The sequence below is a fragment of the Mesorhizobium sp. M0659 genome (assembly GCF_040320605.1).
Lineage (GTDB): Bacteria > Pseudomonadota > Alphaproteobacteria > Rhizobiales > Rhizobiaceae > Mesorhizobium.
The window spans coordinates 1-17,099 of record NZ_JAMYPY010000013.1 but is presented as its reverse complement, the minus strand read 5'-3'; the positions used below and the strand labels follow the sequence as shown (position 1 = coordinate 17,099).

The window sequence follows — 17,099 nt, the reverse complement described above, 5'->3', positions numbered from 1 at the left end:
AGGGTTTTTCAGTCTGAATTGCACGTTTTGCCAGAATCCAGGTCAGAGTCAGGCGCTATTCTTGGCTTCACCCTTCAGCCGTTCGATCGCCATCAGCACCCGTTCTGGTGTTGCAGGAGCGTCGAGACGCGGACAGACCTTATGATCGGCCACACTTGCCACCGCGTCCGACAGCGCATGCAGCACAGACATGCCGAGCGGGAAGGGCGGTTCGCCGACCGCCTTGGAACGGTGCACCGTCGGCTCGTTGGCCTCCGGCCAGTCGGCCAGCGTGACGTTGAATATCTTCGGCCGGTCGGACGCGAGCGGGATCTTATAGGTCGACGGCGCATGCGTGCGCAGCCGGCCCTTGTCGTCCCACCACAGCTCCTCCGTCGTCAGCCAGCCCATGCCCTGGATGAAGCCGCCCTCGATCTGGCCGAGATCGATGGCGCGGTTCAGCGAGCGGCCGGTTTCATGCAATATGTCGGTGCGCTCGACGACATATTCGCCGGTCAGCGTGTCGACCGAGACTTCCGAGCACGAGGCGCCATAGGCGAAATAATAGAACGGACGGCCCTCGCCCTTGTCACGGTTCCAGTGGATTTTCGGCGTCTTGTAAAAACCCGCCGCCGACAGTTGGATGCGGGCCATATAGGCCTGCTTGACAAGGTCGGTGAAGGCGATCTCCTGGTTGCCGATGCGCACCCGGTTGGGCAGGAAAAGCACCTGCTCGCGCGGCACCTGGTATTTTTCGGCGGCGAAGTCGGTCAGCCGTTCCTTGATCTGGCGGGCGCCGTTCTGCGCCGCCATGCCGTTGAGGTCGGTGCCGGACGACGCCGCGGTGGCCGAAGTGTTGGGCACCTTGCCGGTGGTCGTCGCGGTGATCTTGACCTGGTCGAGGTCGATCTGGAACTCTTCCGCCACCACCTGCGCCACCTTGACGTAGAGGCCTTGCCCCATCTCGGTGCCGCCGTGATTCAGATGCACCGAACCGTCGGTGTAGACATGCACCAGCGCGCCGGCCTGGTTGTAGTGGGTGGCTGTGAAAGAGATGCCGAATTTGACCGGCGTCAGCGCCAGGCCGCGCTTGATGAAGCGGCTGTTGGCGTTGAAGGCCTGGATGATGCGGCGGCGCCCCGCATAGTCGGCGCTCGCCTCCAGCTCGGCGACGATGCGGTGGATGATGTTGTCCTCGACCGTCTGGTGATAAGGGGTGACGTTGCGGCCCCCGTCTTTATCACCACTGGTGCCATAAAAATTCTGCTTGCGGATTTCGAGCGGGTCCTTGCCGACGGCAAAGGCAACCTCGTCGATGACGCGTTCGGCGCCGACCATGCCCTGCGGGCCGCCGAAGCCGCGAAACGCCGTGTTCGACACGGTGTTGGTGTAAAGCGGCGCCGATTGCGCATGCACCGCCGGCCAGAAATAGGTGTTGTCGCAATGGAACAGCGCGCGGTCGGTGACCGGGCCGGACAGGTCCGAGGAAAAGCCGCAACGCGCCGCGAACATGAAGTCGACGCCAAGAATGTTGCCGGCGTCGTCGAAACCTACTTCGTAGTCGACGAGGAAGTCATGGCGCTTGCCGGTGGCAATCATGTCGTCGTCACGGTCGGGCCGGATCTTGACCGCGCGATGGTGTTTCTTGGCGGCGATCGCAGCCAATGCCGCAAACTGGTTGCCTTGCGTCTCCTTCCCGCCGAAGCCGCCACCCATGCGGCGGATTTCCACTGTGATGGCGTTGCTCGGCACGCCCAGCGCATGGCTGACCATATGCTGGACTTCGCTCGGATGCTGGGTCGAGGAATAGATGGTGACGTCCTGGTCCTCGCCAGGAATGGCCACTGCGATATGGCCTTCGAGATAGAAATGCTCTTGGCCGCCGATGCGCATCTTGCCCTTCAGCCGGCGGGGCGCCGCCTTGATCGCGGCAGCGGCATCGCCACGCTTCAGCGTGAGCGGCGGCGTGACCAGCTTGTCCTTGCGGGGGTCGAGATCGCCAATGTCGGTGACGAAAGGCAATGGACTGTATTCGACCTTGGCCAGCCGGGTGGCGCGGCGCGCCTGTTCGCGCGTCTTGGCAATAACGCAGAAGATCGGCTGACCATAAAACTGCACCTTGTCGTCGGCCAGCACCGGCTCGTCGTGTCGACCGGTCGGCGAAATGTCATTTTCGCCCGGAACGTCCTTGGCCGTCAGCACATCGACGACGCCCGGCGCCGCGCGCACCGCCGACAGATCCATTTTGCTGATCGTCGCATGCGTCGCCGTGGACAGGCCGAGGCAGCCATGCAGCATGCCCGCCGGTTCCGGCATATCGTCGATATAGACCGCGCTGCCGCTGACATGCTTGTGCGCGGAATCGTGGCGCTGGTCGGCGGCGACGCCACCGGAAATCTTCTGCGCCTTGAGATCTGGAGAGGCGTGCTTGTTCATCAGGCCGCCTCGTTGCGTGACACCTGGAACGGCGCCTTGCTGCCGCTGGTTTCGGCAAAAAAGCGCAGCAGCAGGTTCCTGGCCGCCAGCGCCCGGTACTCGGCCGATGCCCGCATATCGGTCAGCGGGGTGAAATCGCCGGCATATTCAGCCATGGCCGCTTCCACCGTTGTCTCCGTCCACGGCTTGCCGAGCAGCGCTTTTTCGACACCGAAAGCCCGCTTCGGGGTGGCCGCCATGCCGCCATAGGCGATGCATATATCGGCCACGGTTCCGTCCTTGGCCAAGTCGAGGAAAAAGGCGCCAAGGGCTGCGGTGATGTCCTCGTCGCGGCGCTTGGTGATCTTGTAGACGGCAAACTTCGTGCCCTTGGCCGGCACGGGAACGTGCACGGCCTCGACGAATTCGCCTGGCTGCCGGTCCTGCTTGCCATAGGCGATGAAGAAATCCTCGAGCGCGATGGTGCGCCGCTTCTTGCCGCGGCGCAGCGTCAGTTGCGCACCAAGCGCGATCAGGGGCGGCGGCGTGTCGCCGATCGGCGAGCCATTGGCGATGTTGCCGCCGATGGTGCCCATGTTTCGTACCTGTTCGCCGCCGATGCGGTCGAACAATGGCCCGAGCGCGGGGATGCGCTTGGCCAGTGTCGCGAAGGCGTCGGTGTAGGTAACGCCGGCGCCGATGGTGATGACGTCATTGTCTTCGGAGATCGCGCACAGCCCCTCGAGATTGCCGATGAAGACTACCGGTGAGATGTCGCGCATGTGCTTGGTGACCCACAGGCCGACGTCGGTCGAGCCGGCGACAACAGTGGCGTCGGGTTCCTTATCCAGTACAGCGGCGAAATCATCGGCGTTGGCCGGGACGATCAACCTCAGCTTGCCGGCGCCGATTTCGACGCGGGCACCCTCATGCATAGCCTCGAGCCTGGCGGTGATCGCCTTGCGCTCGGCCGCCAGCGGATCCTTCGCCGCCTTGCCGTAGCTGGAGATGGCACGCGCGGCGCGCATGATTGCCTCATAGCCGGTGCAGCGGCAAAGATTGCCTTGCAAGGCCTTCTCGATCGCCGCATTCGACGGGTCCGGCGACTTCATCCACAAGCCGTAGAGCGACATGACGAAGCCCGGCGTGCAGAAGCCGCATTGCGAAGCGTGGAAATCGACCATCGCCTGCTGCACCGGATGCAATTGGCCAGGCGCGCCGCGCAGATGCTCGACGGTGACGACATGGGTGCCGTCGAGCGAACCGAGGAAACGGATGCAGGCGTTGACGCTTTCATAAACCAGCTTGCCGGCGGACAATTTTCCGACCAGGACCGTGCAGGCGCCGCAATCGCCCTCGGCGCAGCCTTCCTTGGTGCCGCGCAGCGAGCGGTCGAGCCGCAGCCAGTCGAGCAAGGTCGCGTCGGGCGCCACCGACGACAGCGCGACATCCCTGCCATTGAGGATGAAGCGGATCTCGTTGCGTATGGTGATCTTGGCCATGCGTCAGCTCCCCCTGTAGGTCGAGTAGCCATAAGGAGAGATAAGCAACGGCACGTGATAATGCACGGATTCCGCCATGCCGAAGCGGATCGGCACACTGTCGAGGAAGGCCGGTTCCGGCAGTTTGGTGCCCTGGCCGCGTAGATAGTCACCGGCGGCGAACACCAGTTCGTATTCTCCAAGGCGGAATTCCGCTCCTGCCAGCAGCGGCGCATCGCAGCGGCCGTCGGCATTTGTGACGACGGTCTTCAAATGTATCCGCGCGTCGCTCTCAAGATGATAAAGCGCGATCGACAGGCCCGCCGCCGGCTTGCCGGTCGCGGTGTCGAGCACATGCGTCGTCAGACGTCCGCCATCGGCTTTCGACGTTTCTGCCACTGGCGCCTCCCATTTCCGATACAGCCGAACAAAGCAGTGAATTGTGCGCCAATTAAAGGCGATGCATAAGTCCCGGTCGAGCGGAGTGGCACAAAAACACTTTCAAAAATTTCGGGGGAATGCGCGAGCAACCCTTTCGACTATCCTGATCATAACTTCCGGCAGCGTCCGGCGGGGAGGGGCAATGCGTTACTCTAGAGACATGCGCGGCTACGGAGCCAATCCGCCGGATCCGAAATGGCCGGGCGGTGCGCATGTGGCCGTCCAATTCGTCGTCAACTACGAGGAAGGCGGCGAGAACTGCGTGCTGCACGGCGACAAGGCCTCGGAAGCCTTTCTGTCGGAAATCGTCGGCGCCGCGCCCTGGGTCGGCCAGCGCCACTGGAACATGGAATCGATCTACGAATATGGCGCGCGGGCAGGCTTCTGGCGGCTGCTGCGCCTGTTCAGCGAGGCGCAAGTGCCGGTGACCTGCTACGGGGTCGCCTCAGCATTAGCCCGGTCGCCCGACCAGGTGGCGGCGATGCAGGAGGCCGGCTGGGAAATGGCCTCGCACGGGCTGAAATGGATCGACTACCGCGACCACAGCGCCGAGGACGAGCGCCGCGACCTCGAAGCGGCGATCAAGCTGCACTACGAGGTGACGGGCCAACGGCCGACCGGCTGGTACACCGGCCGCACCTCGGTCAATACGGTGCGGTTGGTGGCCGAAGAGGGCGGCTTCGACTATGTGTCGGACACTTATGACGACGAACTGCCCTACTGGTTCGAGCACGGCGGCGGCGCGCAACTCGTCATCCCCTACACGCTCGATGCCAACGACATGCGTTTCGCCACGCCGCAGGGATTCAATTCCGGCGACCAGTTCTTCGCCTATTTGAAGGACAGTTTCGACACGCTCTATGCCGAGGGCAAAGCGGGCCGGCCGCGGATGATGAATATCGGCCTGCATTGCCGCCTCGTCGGACGTCCCGGGCGGGTGGCGGCGCTGAAGCGCTTCGTCGACTATGTCAGATCGCACGACAAGGTCTGGCTGGCACGGCGCATCGATATCGCCAGGCACTGGCAGGAGAACCACCCTTACCAGCCGGCGGCGCTCAAGCCGTCGAAGATGGCGTTCGAGACCTTCGTCGACACTTTCGGGGGCGTGTTCGAACATTCGCCCTGGATCGCCGAACGTGCCTATGAGCTGGAGCTTGGGCCGGCGCATGACAGCGCCGGCGGCCTGCACAATGCGCTCTGCCGCGTCTTCCGCGCCGCCAGCGAAACCGAGCGGATCGGCGTCCTCAACGCGCATCCCGATCTCGCCGGAAAACTGGCCAAGGCGCGGCGGCTGACGGCGGAATCGACCCGCGAGCAGGCCTCCGCCGGACTCGACGCGCTGACCGACAAGGAGCGCGAGCTGTTTTCCAAGCTCAACGCCGCTTACGTCACCACCTTCGGCTTCCCCTTCATCATCGCGGTGCGGGGCAAGACCAAGGAGGAGATCCTCGCCGAGTTCGAGGCGCGCATCGGCAACAGCCGCGGCATCGAACTCGATACCGCCTGCAAACAGGTCGAGCGCATCGCGCTGCTCCGCCTGAAAGACATGCTCCCGCTCTAATGAAATGACCGAGGGGTCAGGACCTATGGATATGATCAAGACTGACCAGAAAACCTACTATGCGCCGCGTGGCGGCCATCCTGGCCAAAATGAGCTTTTGACCGGCCGCGCCGTCTTCACCGAAGCGTATGCCGTCATCCCCAAGGGGGTGATGCAGGACATCGTCACCAGCCCACTGCCGTTCTGGGACGAGACCAGGGCCTGGATCATCGCGAGGCCGCTGTCGGGCTTTGCTGAGACATTTTCGCAGTACATCGTCGAGATCCTGCCTGGCGGCGGCAGCGACCGGCCCGAGCCGGACGCCGGCGCCGAGGGCGTGCTGTTCGTGGTTGAGGGCGAGTTGACCGTTTCGCTGGCCGGCAAGAAGCACGTGCTGCAAGCCGGCGGTTTTGCCTTCCTGCCGCCGGACAGCGGCTGGACGGTGCGCAACGAAGGTCGCGACGCCGTACGCTTCCACTGGATCAGGAAGGCCTATGAGCCCGTCGACGGCATCGACGCGCCGGAAGCCCTGTTCAGCAGTGACCAGCAAGTGGCGCCAACGCCGATGCCCGGCACCGAGGGCCGCTGGGCGACGACCCGTTTCGTCGATCCGGCCGACATTCGCCACGACATGCATGTCACCATCGTCACACTCGAGCCCGGCGCCGTCATCCCGTTTGCCGAGACGCATGTCATGGAGCACGGGCTCTATGTCTTGGAAGGCAAGGCGGTCTACCGCCTCAACCAGGACTGGGTCGAGGTCGAGGCCGGCGACTTCATGTGGCTGCGCGCCTTCTGCCCGCAGGCCTGCTACGCGGGCGGCCCAGGCAAATTCCGCTATCTCCTTTACAAGGACGTCAACCGGCACGCCAAGCTCGGCGGGGCGGGCTTTGGCGGTCGCGCGCGGTGACCCGCATCACAGCGCGGCCGCTGACCCGCGAAAGCTTTGCCGGCTTCGGCGATGTCATCGACATGGGCGGCGGCAATCACTACCCGATCAATGGCGGCAAGACCGAGCGCTACCACGGTCTCGCCACCGCTGAAGCCGCGGGACCGAATGCCCGCGTGGTGATCTCGATGGCGCGCGGGACGCCTTACGACCTGCCGCTGAAGCTGACCATGGTCGAGCGCCATCCCTTAGGCAGCCAGGCGTTCATCCCGCTGTCACCGCGGCCTTTCCTGGTCGTCGTCTGCCATGACGGCAAGGACGGTCCGGGCGAGCCGCACGCCTTCATCACCGCACCCGGGCAAGGCGTCAACTATCCGCGCAATCTCTGGCACGGCGTGCTGACGCCGCTCGGCGAAGCGCAGGATTTCGTCATCGTCGACCGCGGCGGTGACGGCTCCAACCTCGAAGAGTTCCATTTCTCGCACCCCTACGAAGTCCATCTCCCTAACGAGACCTGAGAAATGACCGACATATCGCTGATCGACCGCCTGCTCGATGTCATCGAGCACGACATCGTGCCGAAAACGGCAGAGGGCGTGGCCCATGGGAACAAGCTGTTCGGCGCCGCCATCCTGCGGAAGGGCGACCGCTCGCTGGTGCTGGCCGAAACCAACAACGAGATGGAAAATCCGCTCTGGCATGGCGAGGTGCACTGCCTGAAGCGTTTCTATGAAATGCCGAAAGCCGAGCGCGTCGACACCAAGGACGCCATCTTCATCGCCACGCATGAGCCCTGCTCGCTCTGCCTGTCGGCGATCACCTGGACCGGCTTCGACAATTTCTACTACCTCTTCAGCCACGAGGATTCACGCGACAGCTTTGCGATCCCGCACGATCTGAAAATCCTGAAAGAGGTCTTCACTCTTGATCCCGGCGGCTACAATGCCGAGAACGCTTATTGGAAGAGTTTTTCCATTCGCAGGCTGGTGCGGGCGCTGCCCGAGGCCGAGCGCGGCCGGCTTGAGGCAAGGATCGGCAATATTTCCGCCCGCTACGACGAACTGTCCGGCGCTTATCAGGCGCGCAAGTCCGAAAACGACATTCCGCTGAACTGACGCGGATTGCCTAGCCTACCTTCGCGTTTTTCAGCACCTCGTTGATCCTGGCCTGCCAGCCCTTGCCGGTCGCCTTGAATTTACTGATGACATCCTGATCCAGACGGATGGACACGACTTGCTTAGGCTTCTCCACGGCTGGCCGGCCACGAGCACGCCTTATGCTCTCGAAAAGTTCTGGAAACACTTCCGCGAAAGGCCTGGCTTGCGCCAACTGTTCGTCTGTCGTCTCCGCATCGTCGGGATCATCAACAATTTGTCTTTGAATTTCCACTTCCTCCGCATCGGTAAGCGGTCGAACACGCGATTTAGGATTGTTCATATACTGACCTTTCCTTTCGGCTGGCACGGCGCATCGAGATCACCGAAATCGCCTCCGAACCAAGCGGCTTGAAAATCACGGCCAGGATGATCTCTCCGAATTCGCCAATCGCCTTGAACCGGTCGGCCTTGGCTGGAAGGACGGTTGAAGTCGCAAAAAACTCAATATCGAGTTCGGCAAAATCGAGACCCCGGCTGTCCAGGTTCGTCACGCGATTTGGCTCATCCCAAACGATTTTCAGGCGAAACCATCCTCATTACGTTGGGTTCAGTTAATAAATGTAATACATTAATTATAATCCTGCAACATCAGGCAAAACAATCGGGCTACATATCGTGGCGTCGTCGCGGCGACACCGGCCGTCGCCCGTTTGACTTCATGACATGCCCGCTTCATGCGTCACTGACATCCTGGAGCATCGCATGAAAACCATCACCGAATTTCCCCGCAAGGTCGTCGAATTCCCCGATATGGGCATCGTCATGCCGGATGGTTGCCGGCTGTCGGCGCGGGTGTGGATGCCGGACGATGCGAGCGAGGATCCGGTACCGGCAATCCTTGAGCACCTGCCCTATCGAAAGCGCGACGGCACCATCTTTCGCGATCAACTGACGCATCCCTATTTTGCCGGCCACGGCTACGCCTCGATCCGCGTCGACATGCGCGGCAATGGCGATTCCGAAGGTCTGATGGACGACGAATACTCCGAGCAGGAATTGCAGGACGCCTGCGATGTGATTGCCTGGGCGGCCAGCCAGCCCTGGTGCAATGGCAGCGTCGGCATGATGGGCATTTCCTGGGGCGGCTTCAACTGCCTGCAGGTGGCGGCCAAGCAGCCGCCAGCGCTGAAGGCGGTGATCAGCCTGTGCTCGACCGTCGACCGCTACGCCGACGACATCCACTACAAGGGCGGCTGCCTTTTGACGGAAAATTTCGGCTGGGCCTCGACCATGTTGTCCTATTCGTCGCGACCGCCGGATCCGCTGATTGCTGGCGACAATCGCTGGCGCGACCTCTGGCTGACGCGGCTGGAGAACCAGTCTTTCCTTCTGCCGCTCTGGCTCAGCCATCAGCATCGCGACGCCTATTGGAAACGCGGTTCGATCTGCGAGGATTTCTCCGCGGTCAAAGCCGCCGTACTGTCGATCGGCGGCTGGCATGACGGCTACCGCAACACGATTTCGCATCTGGTCACCAACATCCAGGCGCCGGTGAAGGGCATTGTCGGGCCATGGATCCACAAATACCCGCATTATGCCGAACCCAAACCCGCCATCGGCTTCCTGCAGGAGGCGTTGCGCTGGTGGGACAGCTGGTTGAAGGGCGTCGACACCGGCGTCGAGGCCGACCCGGACTACCGCGCCTATGTCATGGACAGTGTGCGGCCGGCGCGCTGGCACCCGGAGCGGCCGGGCCGTTGGGTGGCCGAACAGAAATGGCCGTCGCCCAACATCAAGACGCGCAAGATCGAAATCATTGCTGACGGCGCCAGGCCGGCGATCATTGCGACCCCGCAAAGCTGCGGGCTCGCCGGCGGCGAGTATTTTCCGTTCACCTTCGGCCCGGAGCTGCCGGGCGATCAGCGTCCGGACGATGCACTATCGGTCTGCTTTGATCAGCCTGTGCTCGCCGAAGCCATCGACATTGTCGGTGCGCCGGAGCTTCTGGTCCGGATATCGTCCGATCGCCCGCAGGCGAACATCGCGGTTCGACTGTGCGACGTGCACCCCGACGGCGCCTCGGAACTGATCTCCTACGGCGTGCTCAACCTGACGCATCGCGCTTCGCACGAACAGCCGCAAGCGCTGGTGCCGGGCGAAACGGTTTCGGCGCGCGTTATTCTCGACCAGTGCGCCTACCGCGTGCCGGCCGGACACCGCCTGCGCATCGCTGTTTCCAACGCTTACTGGCCGATGATCTGGCCGTCGCCGGAGCCGGTGCGGCTCGACCTTTCAGCGGCGACGCTGAGGCTGCCGCTGCGCCCGCTCGCAAAAAGCGACGAGACTTCATTCCAGTCTCCCGAAGGCGCAACACCCTGGGCAACCGCGACAGTCCGTGCAGCGAATTCCGAGCGTCACGTGGATCGCGATGAGAAGACCGGCATCGTCACGCTGTCGATCACGGATGATTTCGGAGAAGTGCGCGATCTCGCGCATGGACTGGCCAATGGCAGCATTGCCCGCGAGAGCTGGACGATCCACCCCGACGACCCGCTGTCTGCCTCGGGCCGCACGCACTGGACGCAGACCTTGTCGCGAAACGGATGGTCGGTGCGCACCGAGACGTCGGCTGAAATGCGCTGCGATGCGCAAAACTTCATCGTCAGCGCCAGAATCGAAGCCTATGAGGGCGAAACGCTGATTTTCGAACGCGATTTCGAAGAGACGATCCCGCGCGACCTGCTCTGAGCGTCCACCCGAATGGTCCAGTTGCGACGCACGATTTACGCCACGGCATGTCGCATTCCGTCTTGCTTACCGCTTTGCCTTCCGGTCAATATCCCTTTGGTAACAACAAGCAAAAAACGACCATAAGGTCGAACCAACAGAGTGAGGAACTCAAATGTCCAACGAACTCGAATATCTGAGCCGGCGCGTTGCGTCCGGCAAGCTGAGCCGTCGTGATTTCCTCGGCCGCGCCGCAGCACTCGGCGTCACAGCGCCCTTCGCCAATATGCTGCTTTCCAGTGCGGCTCGCGCGGAAGGCCCGGTCAAGGGCGGCACGCTGAAGGCCGGCCTCGTAGGCGGCGAATCCACGAACAGCCTGGACCCGGCTTTGTTCATGACGCAAGTGCCGTTCGCCTTTGGCAAGATGTGGGGCGAGCTGATCGTCGAGCTGTCCCCGGAAGGCAAACTCGAGAACCGCATCGCCGAAGAGATCGGCTCGTCGGACGACGCCAAGGTGTGGACGCTGAAAATCCGCGACGGCGTCGAATTCCACAACGGCAAGACGGTGACCGCTGAGGATGTGGCGGCAACCCTCGAGCGCCATTCCGATGAAAAATCGAAGTCCGGCGCGCTGGGCTACATGAAAGGCATCGACAGCATCAAGGCCAGTGGCAAGGAAGTCGTCCTGACGCTGAAGGAGGCCAACGCCGACCTTCCCTATCTCCTCAGCGACTACCACCTCATCGTCCAGCCCAACGGCGGCAAGGACAAGGCGGATGCCGGCATCTCGGCAGGACCCTACAAGGTCACCACCAACGAGCCCGGCGTGCGCCATGGCGGCGAGCGCTTCGCCAATTACTGGCAGGCCGACAAGATGGGCCATGCCGACCAGATCGAGATCATCGTCATCAACGACGCGACCGCGCGCACGGCGGCCCTGCAGGGCGGCCAGGTCAACATGATCAACCGCGTCGAGCCGAAGATCGTCGACCTCATCAAGCGCGTACCGGGCGTCACCATCCGCAACCATGCCGGCCCCGGCCACTACGTCTTCATCATGCATTGCAACACCGCGCCCTTCGACAACAGCGACCTGCGCATGGCGCTGAAGCTCGCGATCGACCGCGAAGAGATGCTGAACAAGGTGCTGCGCGGCTACGGCTCGCTCGGCAACGACTTCCCGATCAATTCGTCCTATCCGCTGTTTTCCGAGATCGAGCAGCGCAAATATGATCCCGACAAGGCCAAGTTCCACTACAAGAAGTCGGGCCATGACGGCACCGTGCTGCTGCGCACCTCCGACGTCGCCTTCCCGGGCGCGGTCGACGCCTCGCAGCTCTTCCAGCAGAGCGCGGCCAAGGCCGGCATCAAGATCGAGCTCAAGCGCGAGCCCGGCGACGGCTACTGGAACGAGGTCTGGAACAAGCAGCCCTTCTGCGCCTCCTATTGGGGCGGCCGCTCGACCCAGGACCAGATGTACTCGACCGCCTATCTGTCGACCGCCGACTGGAACGACACCCGTTTCAAGCGTCCGGACTTCGACAAGCTGGTGCTGGCCGCACGCGCCGAACTCGACGAGACCAAGCGCAAGCAGATGTACCACGACATGGCCGTGCTGGTGCGCGACGAGGGCGGCCTGATCCTGCCGATGTTCAATCAGTTCATCGATGCGACAGGCGCCAAGGTCGGCGGCTGGGTAGACGATCCGCATCAGGAGCTGATGAACGGCTACGCGCTGGCGAAGTGCTGGCTCGAAGCCTGAGCCCGGCTTTGCGGATATGTCCTCACCCGTCGTGAAACTTGTGGCCCAGCGCGTTGCGCTGGGCATCGTCCTCTTGCTGGCCGTTTCGGTCCTGATCTTCGCCGGCACCCAGATCCTGCCCGGCGACGTCGCGCAAGCCATTCTCGGACAGTCGGCGACGCCGGAATCGCTCGCCAATCTGCGCGAGCAGCTCGGCCTGAATCAGCCGGCTTACATCAGGTATTTCCATTGGCTAGGCGGTGTGCTCACCGGCGATCTTGGCACGGCGATGTCGAGCGGCCAGGATATTGCCACGTCGATCAAGGGGCGGCTGTGGAACACGCTGTTCCTCGCCTTCTGGGCTGCGATCGTGGCCGTGCCGCTGGCCATCATCCTCGGCCTGATCGCCGTGCGTTACCGCAATGGCTGGGTCGACAAGCTGATCTCCGGCCTGGCGCTCGCCTCGACATCTTTCCCGGAATTCTTCATCGGCTATGTGCTCGTCTATTTCTTTGCCGTGAAGTATCAATGGTTCCCGGCCATTTCCACGGTCTATGACGGCATGCCGTTCGGTGAGCGCATGCAGGCGATCGCGTTGCCAGCCACCGCGCTGACGCTGGTTGTGCTGGCGCATATGATGCGTATGACCCGCGCGGCCATCCTCAACGTCATGCAGTCGGCCTATGTCGAGACGGCAGAACTGAAAGGCCTGTCGGCCTTCAACGTCATCCGCAAGCATGCTTTCCCCAATGCCATAGCGCCGATCATCAACGTCGTCATGCTCAACCTCGCCTACCTCATCGTCGGCGTCGTCGTGGTCGAGGTGATCTTCGTCTATCCCGGCATGGGACAATATCTGGTCGACCACGTCACCAAGCGCGACGTGCCGGTGGTGCAGGCGGTCGGCCTGGTCTTCGCCGCCGTTTATATCAGCCTGAACATCATTGCGGACATCGGGGCGATCGTCGCCAATCCGCGCCTCAGACATCCGAAATAGGCGGCGGGCATGCTCGACATCAAACGCATCCCCATCCCCGCGCTGATCGGCATCGTGCTGACGGCTATGTTCGTGTTGGCGGCAGTTTTCGCACCGTTGATCGCACCGTACGGCAATGCCGAAATCGTCGGCGATGTCTGGGAACCGATGACGGCGGCACATTTGCTGGGCACCGACAATCTCGGTCGCGATCTTCTGTCGCGCATGATCTACGGCGCTCGCATCACGCTGTTCATCGCGGTGCTGGCCACCGCGCTGTCATTCTCGCTCGGCGCCATCCTCGGCTTTTCGGCGGCGGTGTTCGGCGGCTGGTTCGACACGCTTCTGTCGCGCCTTGTCGATCTGCTGATGTCGATCCCGACCCTTATCATGGCGCTCGTCGTGCTTTCGGTGCTGCCGACCAATCTGGTGACGCTGATCCTGGTGATGGGCGTCCTCGACTCGACCCGCGTCTACCGGCTGTCGCGCGCGGTGGCCGTCGACATCAACGTCATGGACTATGTCGAGGCCGCCAAGCTGCGGGGCGAAGGCAGCGGCTGGATCATCTTCCGCGAGATCCTGCCCAACGCGCTTTCGCCGCTGGTCTCGGAACTTGGCCTGCGCTTCATCTACGCGGTGCTGTTCTTGTCGACGCTCTCCTTTCTCGGGCTTGGCGTGCAACCGCCGGATGCCGACTGGGGCGGCATGGTCAAGGAGAACAAGGACGGCATCGTCTTCGGTATCGGGGCGGCACTCATTCCCGCCGCGGCGATCGCAGCACTGGCGATTTCGGTCAATCTGGTCGCCGACTGGGTGCTCAACCGCACGACAAGCCTGAAGGGAGGACGCGGGTGATGGCTGACACAAAAGCAAAGCCCGGCCTGCTGCTCGATATCCGCAATCTGCGCATCGAAGCGACAGTGTTTCCGCCCGGCGAGGCGCCGAAGAACATCGTTTTGGTCCACGATGTCTCGCTGACGCTGGAAAAGGGCAAGGTGCTCGGCCTGATCGGCGAGTCCGGCGCCGGCAAGTCGACCATCGGCCTGTCGTCGATGGGCTATGGCCGTGGCGGCGTGCGCATCACCGGCGGAGAGGTGCTGCTCAACGGCCGCGATATCCTCAAGGGCGGCAAGGAAGGTTTCCGCAAATTGCGCGGCCGCGAGGTCTGCTATGTCGCGCAGTCGGCGGCCGCGGCCTTCAATCCGGCGCACAAGCTGATGGACCAGGTGGTGGAAGCAACGCTGCTGCACGGCACGGCGACACGCGCCGAGGCCGAGAAACGTGCCGTGGCGTTGTTCAAGAAGCTCAGCCTGCCAAACCCCGAAATCATCGGCGAACGGTTCCCGCACCAGGTCTCCGGCGGCCAGTTGCAGCGCGTGATGACGGCTATGGCGCTGTGTTCGGAACCTGACCTGATCGTCTTCGACGAGCCGACCACGGCACTCGACGTGACGACGCAGATCGACGTGCTGGCGGCGATCAAGGACGCCATCCGCGACACCCATGTCGCGGCGCTCTACATTACCCACGATCTTGCCGTCGTCGCCCAGGTCTCGGACGAGATCATGGTGCTGCGCCATGGCAGGCTGGTCGAATGGGGCGGCACTCGCCAGATCATCAAGGAGCCGCGCCAGGAATACACCAATGCGCTGGTCTCGGTGCATGAGATCGAGCATGCCGAGCAGAAGCCCGGCGCCGCGCCGTTCCTGTCGGTCAAGAACGTCACCGCCGCTTACGGCGGCAGCCACGTCAAGGTGCTGAAGAACGTCTCGGTCGACATCTATCCGGGACAGACGCTGGCCGTCGTCGGTGAATCCGGCTCCGGCAAGTCGACGCTGGCGCGCGCCATCACCGGGCTGTTGCCGCCGGAAGAAGGCACCGTCACCTTCGACGGCAGGCCGCTCGCCAACAGGCTTGCCGACCGGCCGAAGGAGGATCTGCGGCAATTGCAGATGATCTACCAGATGGCCGACGTGGCGATGAACCCGCGCCAGACCGTCGGCACCATCATCGGCCGGCCGCTGGAATTCTACTTCGGCATACGCGGCCGCGAGCGCGACAAGCGCGTCGCCGAACTGCTCGACGAGATCGAGATGGGCAAGGGCTTTCTCGATCGTTATCCGGCCGAACTCTCCGGAGGCCAGAAACAGCGCGTCTGTATCGCCCGCTCGCTCGCCGCCAAGCCCAAGCTGATCATCTGCGACGAGGTGACATCGGCGCTCGACCCGCTGGTGGCCAACGGCATTCTCAAGCTGCTGCTCAACCTGCAGCAGCACGAGAAGGTCGCCTACCTCTTCATCACCCACGATCTGGCGACGGTGAAGTCGATCGCCGATTCGATCGCGGTGATGTATCGCGGCGAGGTGGTGCGCTATGGCGCCAAGAGCAAGGTGCTGACGCCGCCCTTCGACGCCTATACCGACCTGCTGCTGTCGTCCGTTCCCGAGATGGAGATCGGCTGGCTGGAAAAGGCGATCAAGGGACGGCGCATGGCGAGCGCGGGGAACTAGTAGGGAATTCGCGGCCTTTGTCGCGAAAACTTCCTTCAACGGCAAAAGCTTTCCGGAGCCGCCCATGGCGCTCAAGACCAAACTGCTGCTCATCATTCTCGACGGCGTGCCCTACCGGAACTGGCGCCGGCTGATGGGCAATCTCGAGGGCTGGGTGCAGTCGGGCGAGGCGCAGGTGTGGAAGATGCGCTCGGTGCTGCCGTCGACCTCGGCCTGCTGCTATGCCTCGATCCACACCGGGGTTTCGCCGCAGGAGCACGGCATCCTGTCCAACGAGAACCGTTTTCTCGTCAACAAGCCGGATATTTTCTCCGAGGTCAGCAAGGCCGGCGGCAAGACCGGCGCAGTGACGCATTCCTACTGGTCGGAATTCTTTCGTTCCTATCCGTTCGATCTGGTCGAGGACATGGAGTATGACGAGCCCAACGGACCGATCGCGCATGGCCGCTTCCACACCATGACCGGCTACAATGCCCGCAACCAGATGACGCCAAGCGATGTCGATTTGTTTGCGACGCTGACCATGCTGACCCGACGCCATGCCATCGACTACGGTATCCTGCACACCTGCACTCTGGATTCGATGGGCCATCGCTTCGGCCATGACTGCCACGAAATGGACCATGCCTGCTATGCGATGGACGGCATGCTGGCAGCCTTCCTGCCGGGCTGGCGGCAGGCCGGTTACGAGGTGATCGTAACCGCCGACCACGGCCAGACAGACCGCGGCCATCATGGCGGCCATGACGACGAAATGCAGGATTTCGCGCTGTATTATTTCGGAGCCGGCAAAGGGCCGGATCCGGACACGCTGCTTGATCAACTGCAACTGGCGCCGACGGTGCTGAAGCGGCTGGGTGTGCCGGTGCCGGAGACCATGAAGGCTAAGCCTTTCTTGAACTGACGGAGGTCGTCGCTGAGCCAAACGTTCGCTACCCCCCTCCCAGTCAATATACGGGGAGAGGGGTAAGGGTGAGGGGCAGCGCTAACATCAAACATAAATACCCCAACGCCGGCGCGGGCCTTCATGGTTGTGTGCGTCAAGTTCTGCAAAATGGGGCGGCCATGATGCTGGTCATGCGGCTTGGCGCAGAGCGAGCTTCTTGTGCTCGCGCAGGTCGTCCATATTGATGTATCGGTTGGCCTCCATCCAGTTTTCATTGGTCTCGACGGCCAAGGCCCTGACCAGGCGCAGGCAGCTTTCGGTGTTGGGGAAGATGCGCACGACATAGGTGCGCCGGCGGATTTCCTCGTTGAGCCGCTCCAGCATGTTGGTGGATTTGAGATGCTTGTGGTGCTGTCT

Annotated in this window: 16 protein-coding genes; 10 read left to right on the top strand and 6 right to left on the bottom strand. The window is 62.6% G+C overall.

The window, feature by feature from the left end:
* Positions 1-48: 48 nt before the first annotated feature.
* From xdhB to uraH, 3 genes are read right to left on the bottom strand one after another with little or no spacing between them, the layout of a single operon-like run.
* Positions 49-2,415 carry a xanthine dehydrogenase molybdopterin binding subunit gene (xdhB, locus tag NKI31_RS20380; RefSeq protein ID WP_023671377.1) on the bottom strand — a complete coding sequence of 789 codons (2,367 nt, stop codon included), beginning with the start codon at positions 2,413-2,415 and terminating at the stop codon, positions 49-51.
* The gene (gene xdhA / locus NKI31_RS20375; protein ID WP_352652420.1) at positions 2,415-3,896 is read right to left on the bottom strand and encodes a xanthine dehydrogenase small subunit; all 1,482 of its coding nucleotides are present in this window, start codon (positions 3,894-3,896) and stop codon (positions 2,415-2,417) included. Before xdhA ends, xdhB begins: the two co-directional genes overlap by 1 nt.
* Positions 3,897-3,899: 3 nt before the next feature.
* Positions 3,900-4,274, bottom strand: a complete 375-nt coding sequence (gene uraH, locus NKI31_RS20370; RefSeq protein WP_023694734.1) for a hydroxyisourate hydrolase — start codon at positions 4,272-4,274, stop codon at positions 3,900-3,902.
* A gap of 184 nt (positions 4,275-4,458) precedes the next feature.
* Between uraH and puuE the strand changes: the two genes are divergently transcribed.
* From puuE to NKI31_RS20350, 4 genes are read left to right on the top strand one after another with little or no spacing between them, the layout of a single operon-like run.
* Positions 4,459-5,877, top strand: a complete 1,419-nt coding sequence (puuE, locus tag NKI31_RS20365) for an allantoinase PuuE (RefSeq protein WP_023831265.1) — start codon at positions 4,459-4,461, stop codon at positions 5,875-5,877.
* Positions 5,878-5,908: 31 nt separating this feature from the next.
* Entirely contained in the window at positions 5,909-6,766 is an 858-nt protein-coding gene (locus tag NKI31_RS20360; protein ID WP_502899158.1) for a bifunctional allantoicase/(S)-ureidoglycine aminohydrolase, read from the top strand.
* The gene (locus tag NKI31_RS20355) at positions 6,763-7,263 is read left to right on the top strand and encodes an ureidoglycolate lyase (RefSeq protein WP_352652419.1); all 501 of its coding nucleotides are present in this window, start codon (positions 6,763-6,765) and stop codon (positions 7,261-7,263) included. Before NKI31_RS20360 ends, NKI31_RS20355 begins: the two co-directional genes overlap by 4 nt.
* A 3-nt stretch (positions 7,264-7,266) precedes the next feature.
* The gene (locus NKI31_RS20350) at positions 7,267-7,860 is read left to right on the top strand and encodes a nucleoside deaminase (RefSeq protein WP_352652418.1); all 594 of its coding nucleotides are present in this window, start codon (positions 7,267-7,269) and stop codon (positions 7,858-7,860) included.
* Positions 7,861-7,870: 10 nt separating this feature from the next.
* Here NKI31_RS20350 and NKI31_RS20345 read toward each other — a convergent pair whose 3' ends face one another.
* Together NKI31_RS20345 and NKI31_RS20340 are read right to left on the bottom strand one after the other, a co-directional pair.
* Positions 7,871-8,182: a BrnA antitoxin family protein gene (locus NKI31_RS20345; protein WP_023671384.1), complete on the bottom strand. Its 312-nt coding sequence runs from the start codon at positions 8,180-8,182 to the stop codon at positions 7,871-7,873.
* Positions 8,169-8,423, bottom strand: coding sequence for a BrnT family toxin (locus tag NKI31_RS20340; RefSeq protein WP_352652479.1), 255 nt, complete (start codon positions 8,421-8,423; stop codon positions 8,169-8,171). Before NKI31_RS20340 ends, NKI31_RS20345 begins: the two co-directional genes overlap by 14 nt.
* 181 nt (positions 8,424-8,604) lie before the next feature.
* On the opposite strand from NKI31_RS20340, the gene NKI31_RS20335 reads away from it, so the two are divergent.
* The 6 genes from NKI31_RS20335 to NKI31_RS20310 all read left to right on the top strand — a co-directional run bounded on the left by NKI31_RS20335 (position 8,605) and on the right by NKI31_RS20310 (position 16,700).
* Positions 8,605-10,590 carry a CocE/NonD family hydrolase gene (locus tag NKI31_RS20335; protein ID WP_352652417.1) on the top strand — a complete coding sequence of 662 codons (1,986 nt, stop codon included), beginning with the start codon at positions 8,605-8,607 and terminating at the stop codon, positions 10,588-10,590.
* Between the two features lie 154 nt (positions 10,591-10,744).
* Positions 10,745-12,331: an ABC transporter substrate-binding protein gene (locus tag NKI31_RS20330; protein WP_023671387.1), complete on the top strand. Its 1,587-nt coding sequence runs from the start codon at positions 10,745-10,747 to the stop codon at positions 12,329-12,331.
* A 16-nt stretch (positions 12,332-12,347) separates the two neighbouring features.
* Entirely contained in the window at positions 12,348-13,307 is a 960-nt protein-coding gene (locus NKI31_RS20325; RefSeq protein ID WP_023671388.1) for an ABC transporter permease, read from the top strand.
* 9 nt (positions 13,308-13,316) lie between these two features.
* A complete protein-coding gene (locus NKI31_RS20320) occupies positions 13,317-14,141 on the top strand; it encodes an ABC transporter permease (RefSeq protein ID WP_023671389.1) in 825 nt (274 codons plus the stop codon).
* On the top strand, positions 14,141-15,796 hold the full coding sequence (locus NKI31_RS20315; RefSeq protein ID WP_023671390.1) for an ABC transporter ATP-binding protein: 1,656 nt from the start codon (positions 14,141-14,143) through the stop codon (positions 15,794-15,796). The genes NKI31_RS20320 and NKI31_RS20315 overlap by 1 nt, the downstream gene beginning before the upstream one ends.
* A 64-nt stretch (positions 15,797-15,860) precedes the next feature.
* The gene (locus NKI31_RS20310; RefSeq protein ID WP_352652416.1) at positions 15,861-16,700 is read left to right on the top strand and encodes an alkaline phosphatase family protein; all 840 of its coding nucleotides are present in this window, start codon (positions 15,861-15,863) and stop codon (positions 16,698-16,700) included.
* A gap of 171 nt (positions 16,701-16,871) precedes the next feature.
* Here NKI31_RS20310 and NKI31_RS20305 read toward each other — a convergent pair.
* Positions 16,872-17,099, bottom strand: a 228-nt coding sequence (locus tag NKI31_RS20305) for a transposase (RefSeq protein ID WP_352459861.1), incomplete at its 5' end; no start/stop codon positions are given.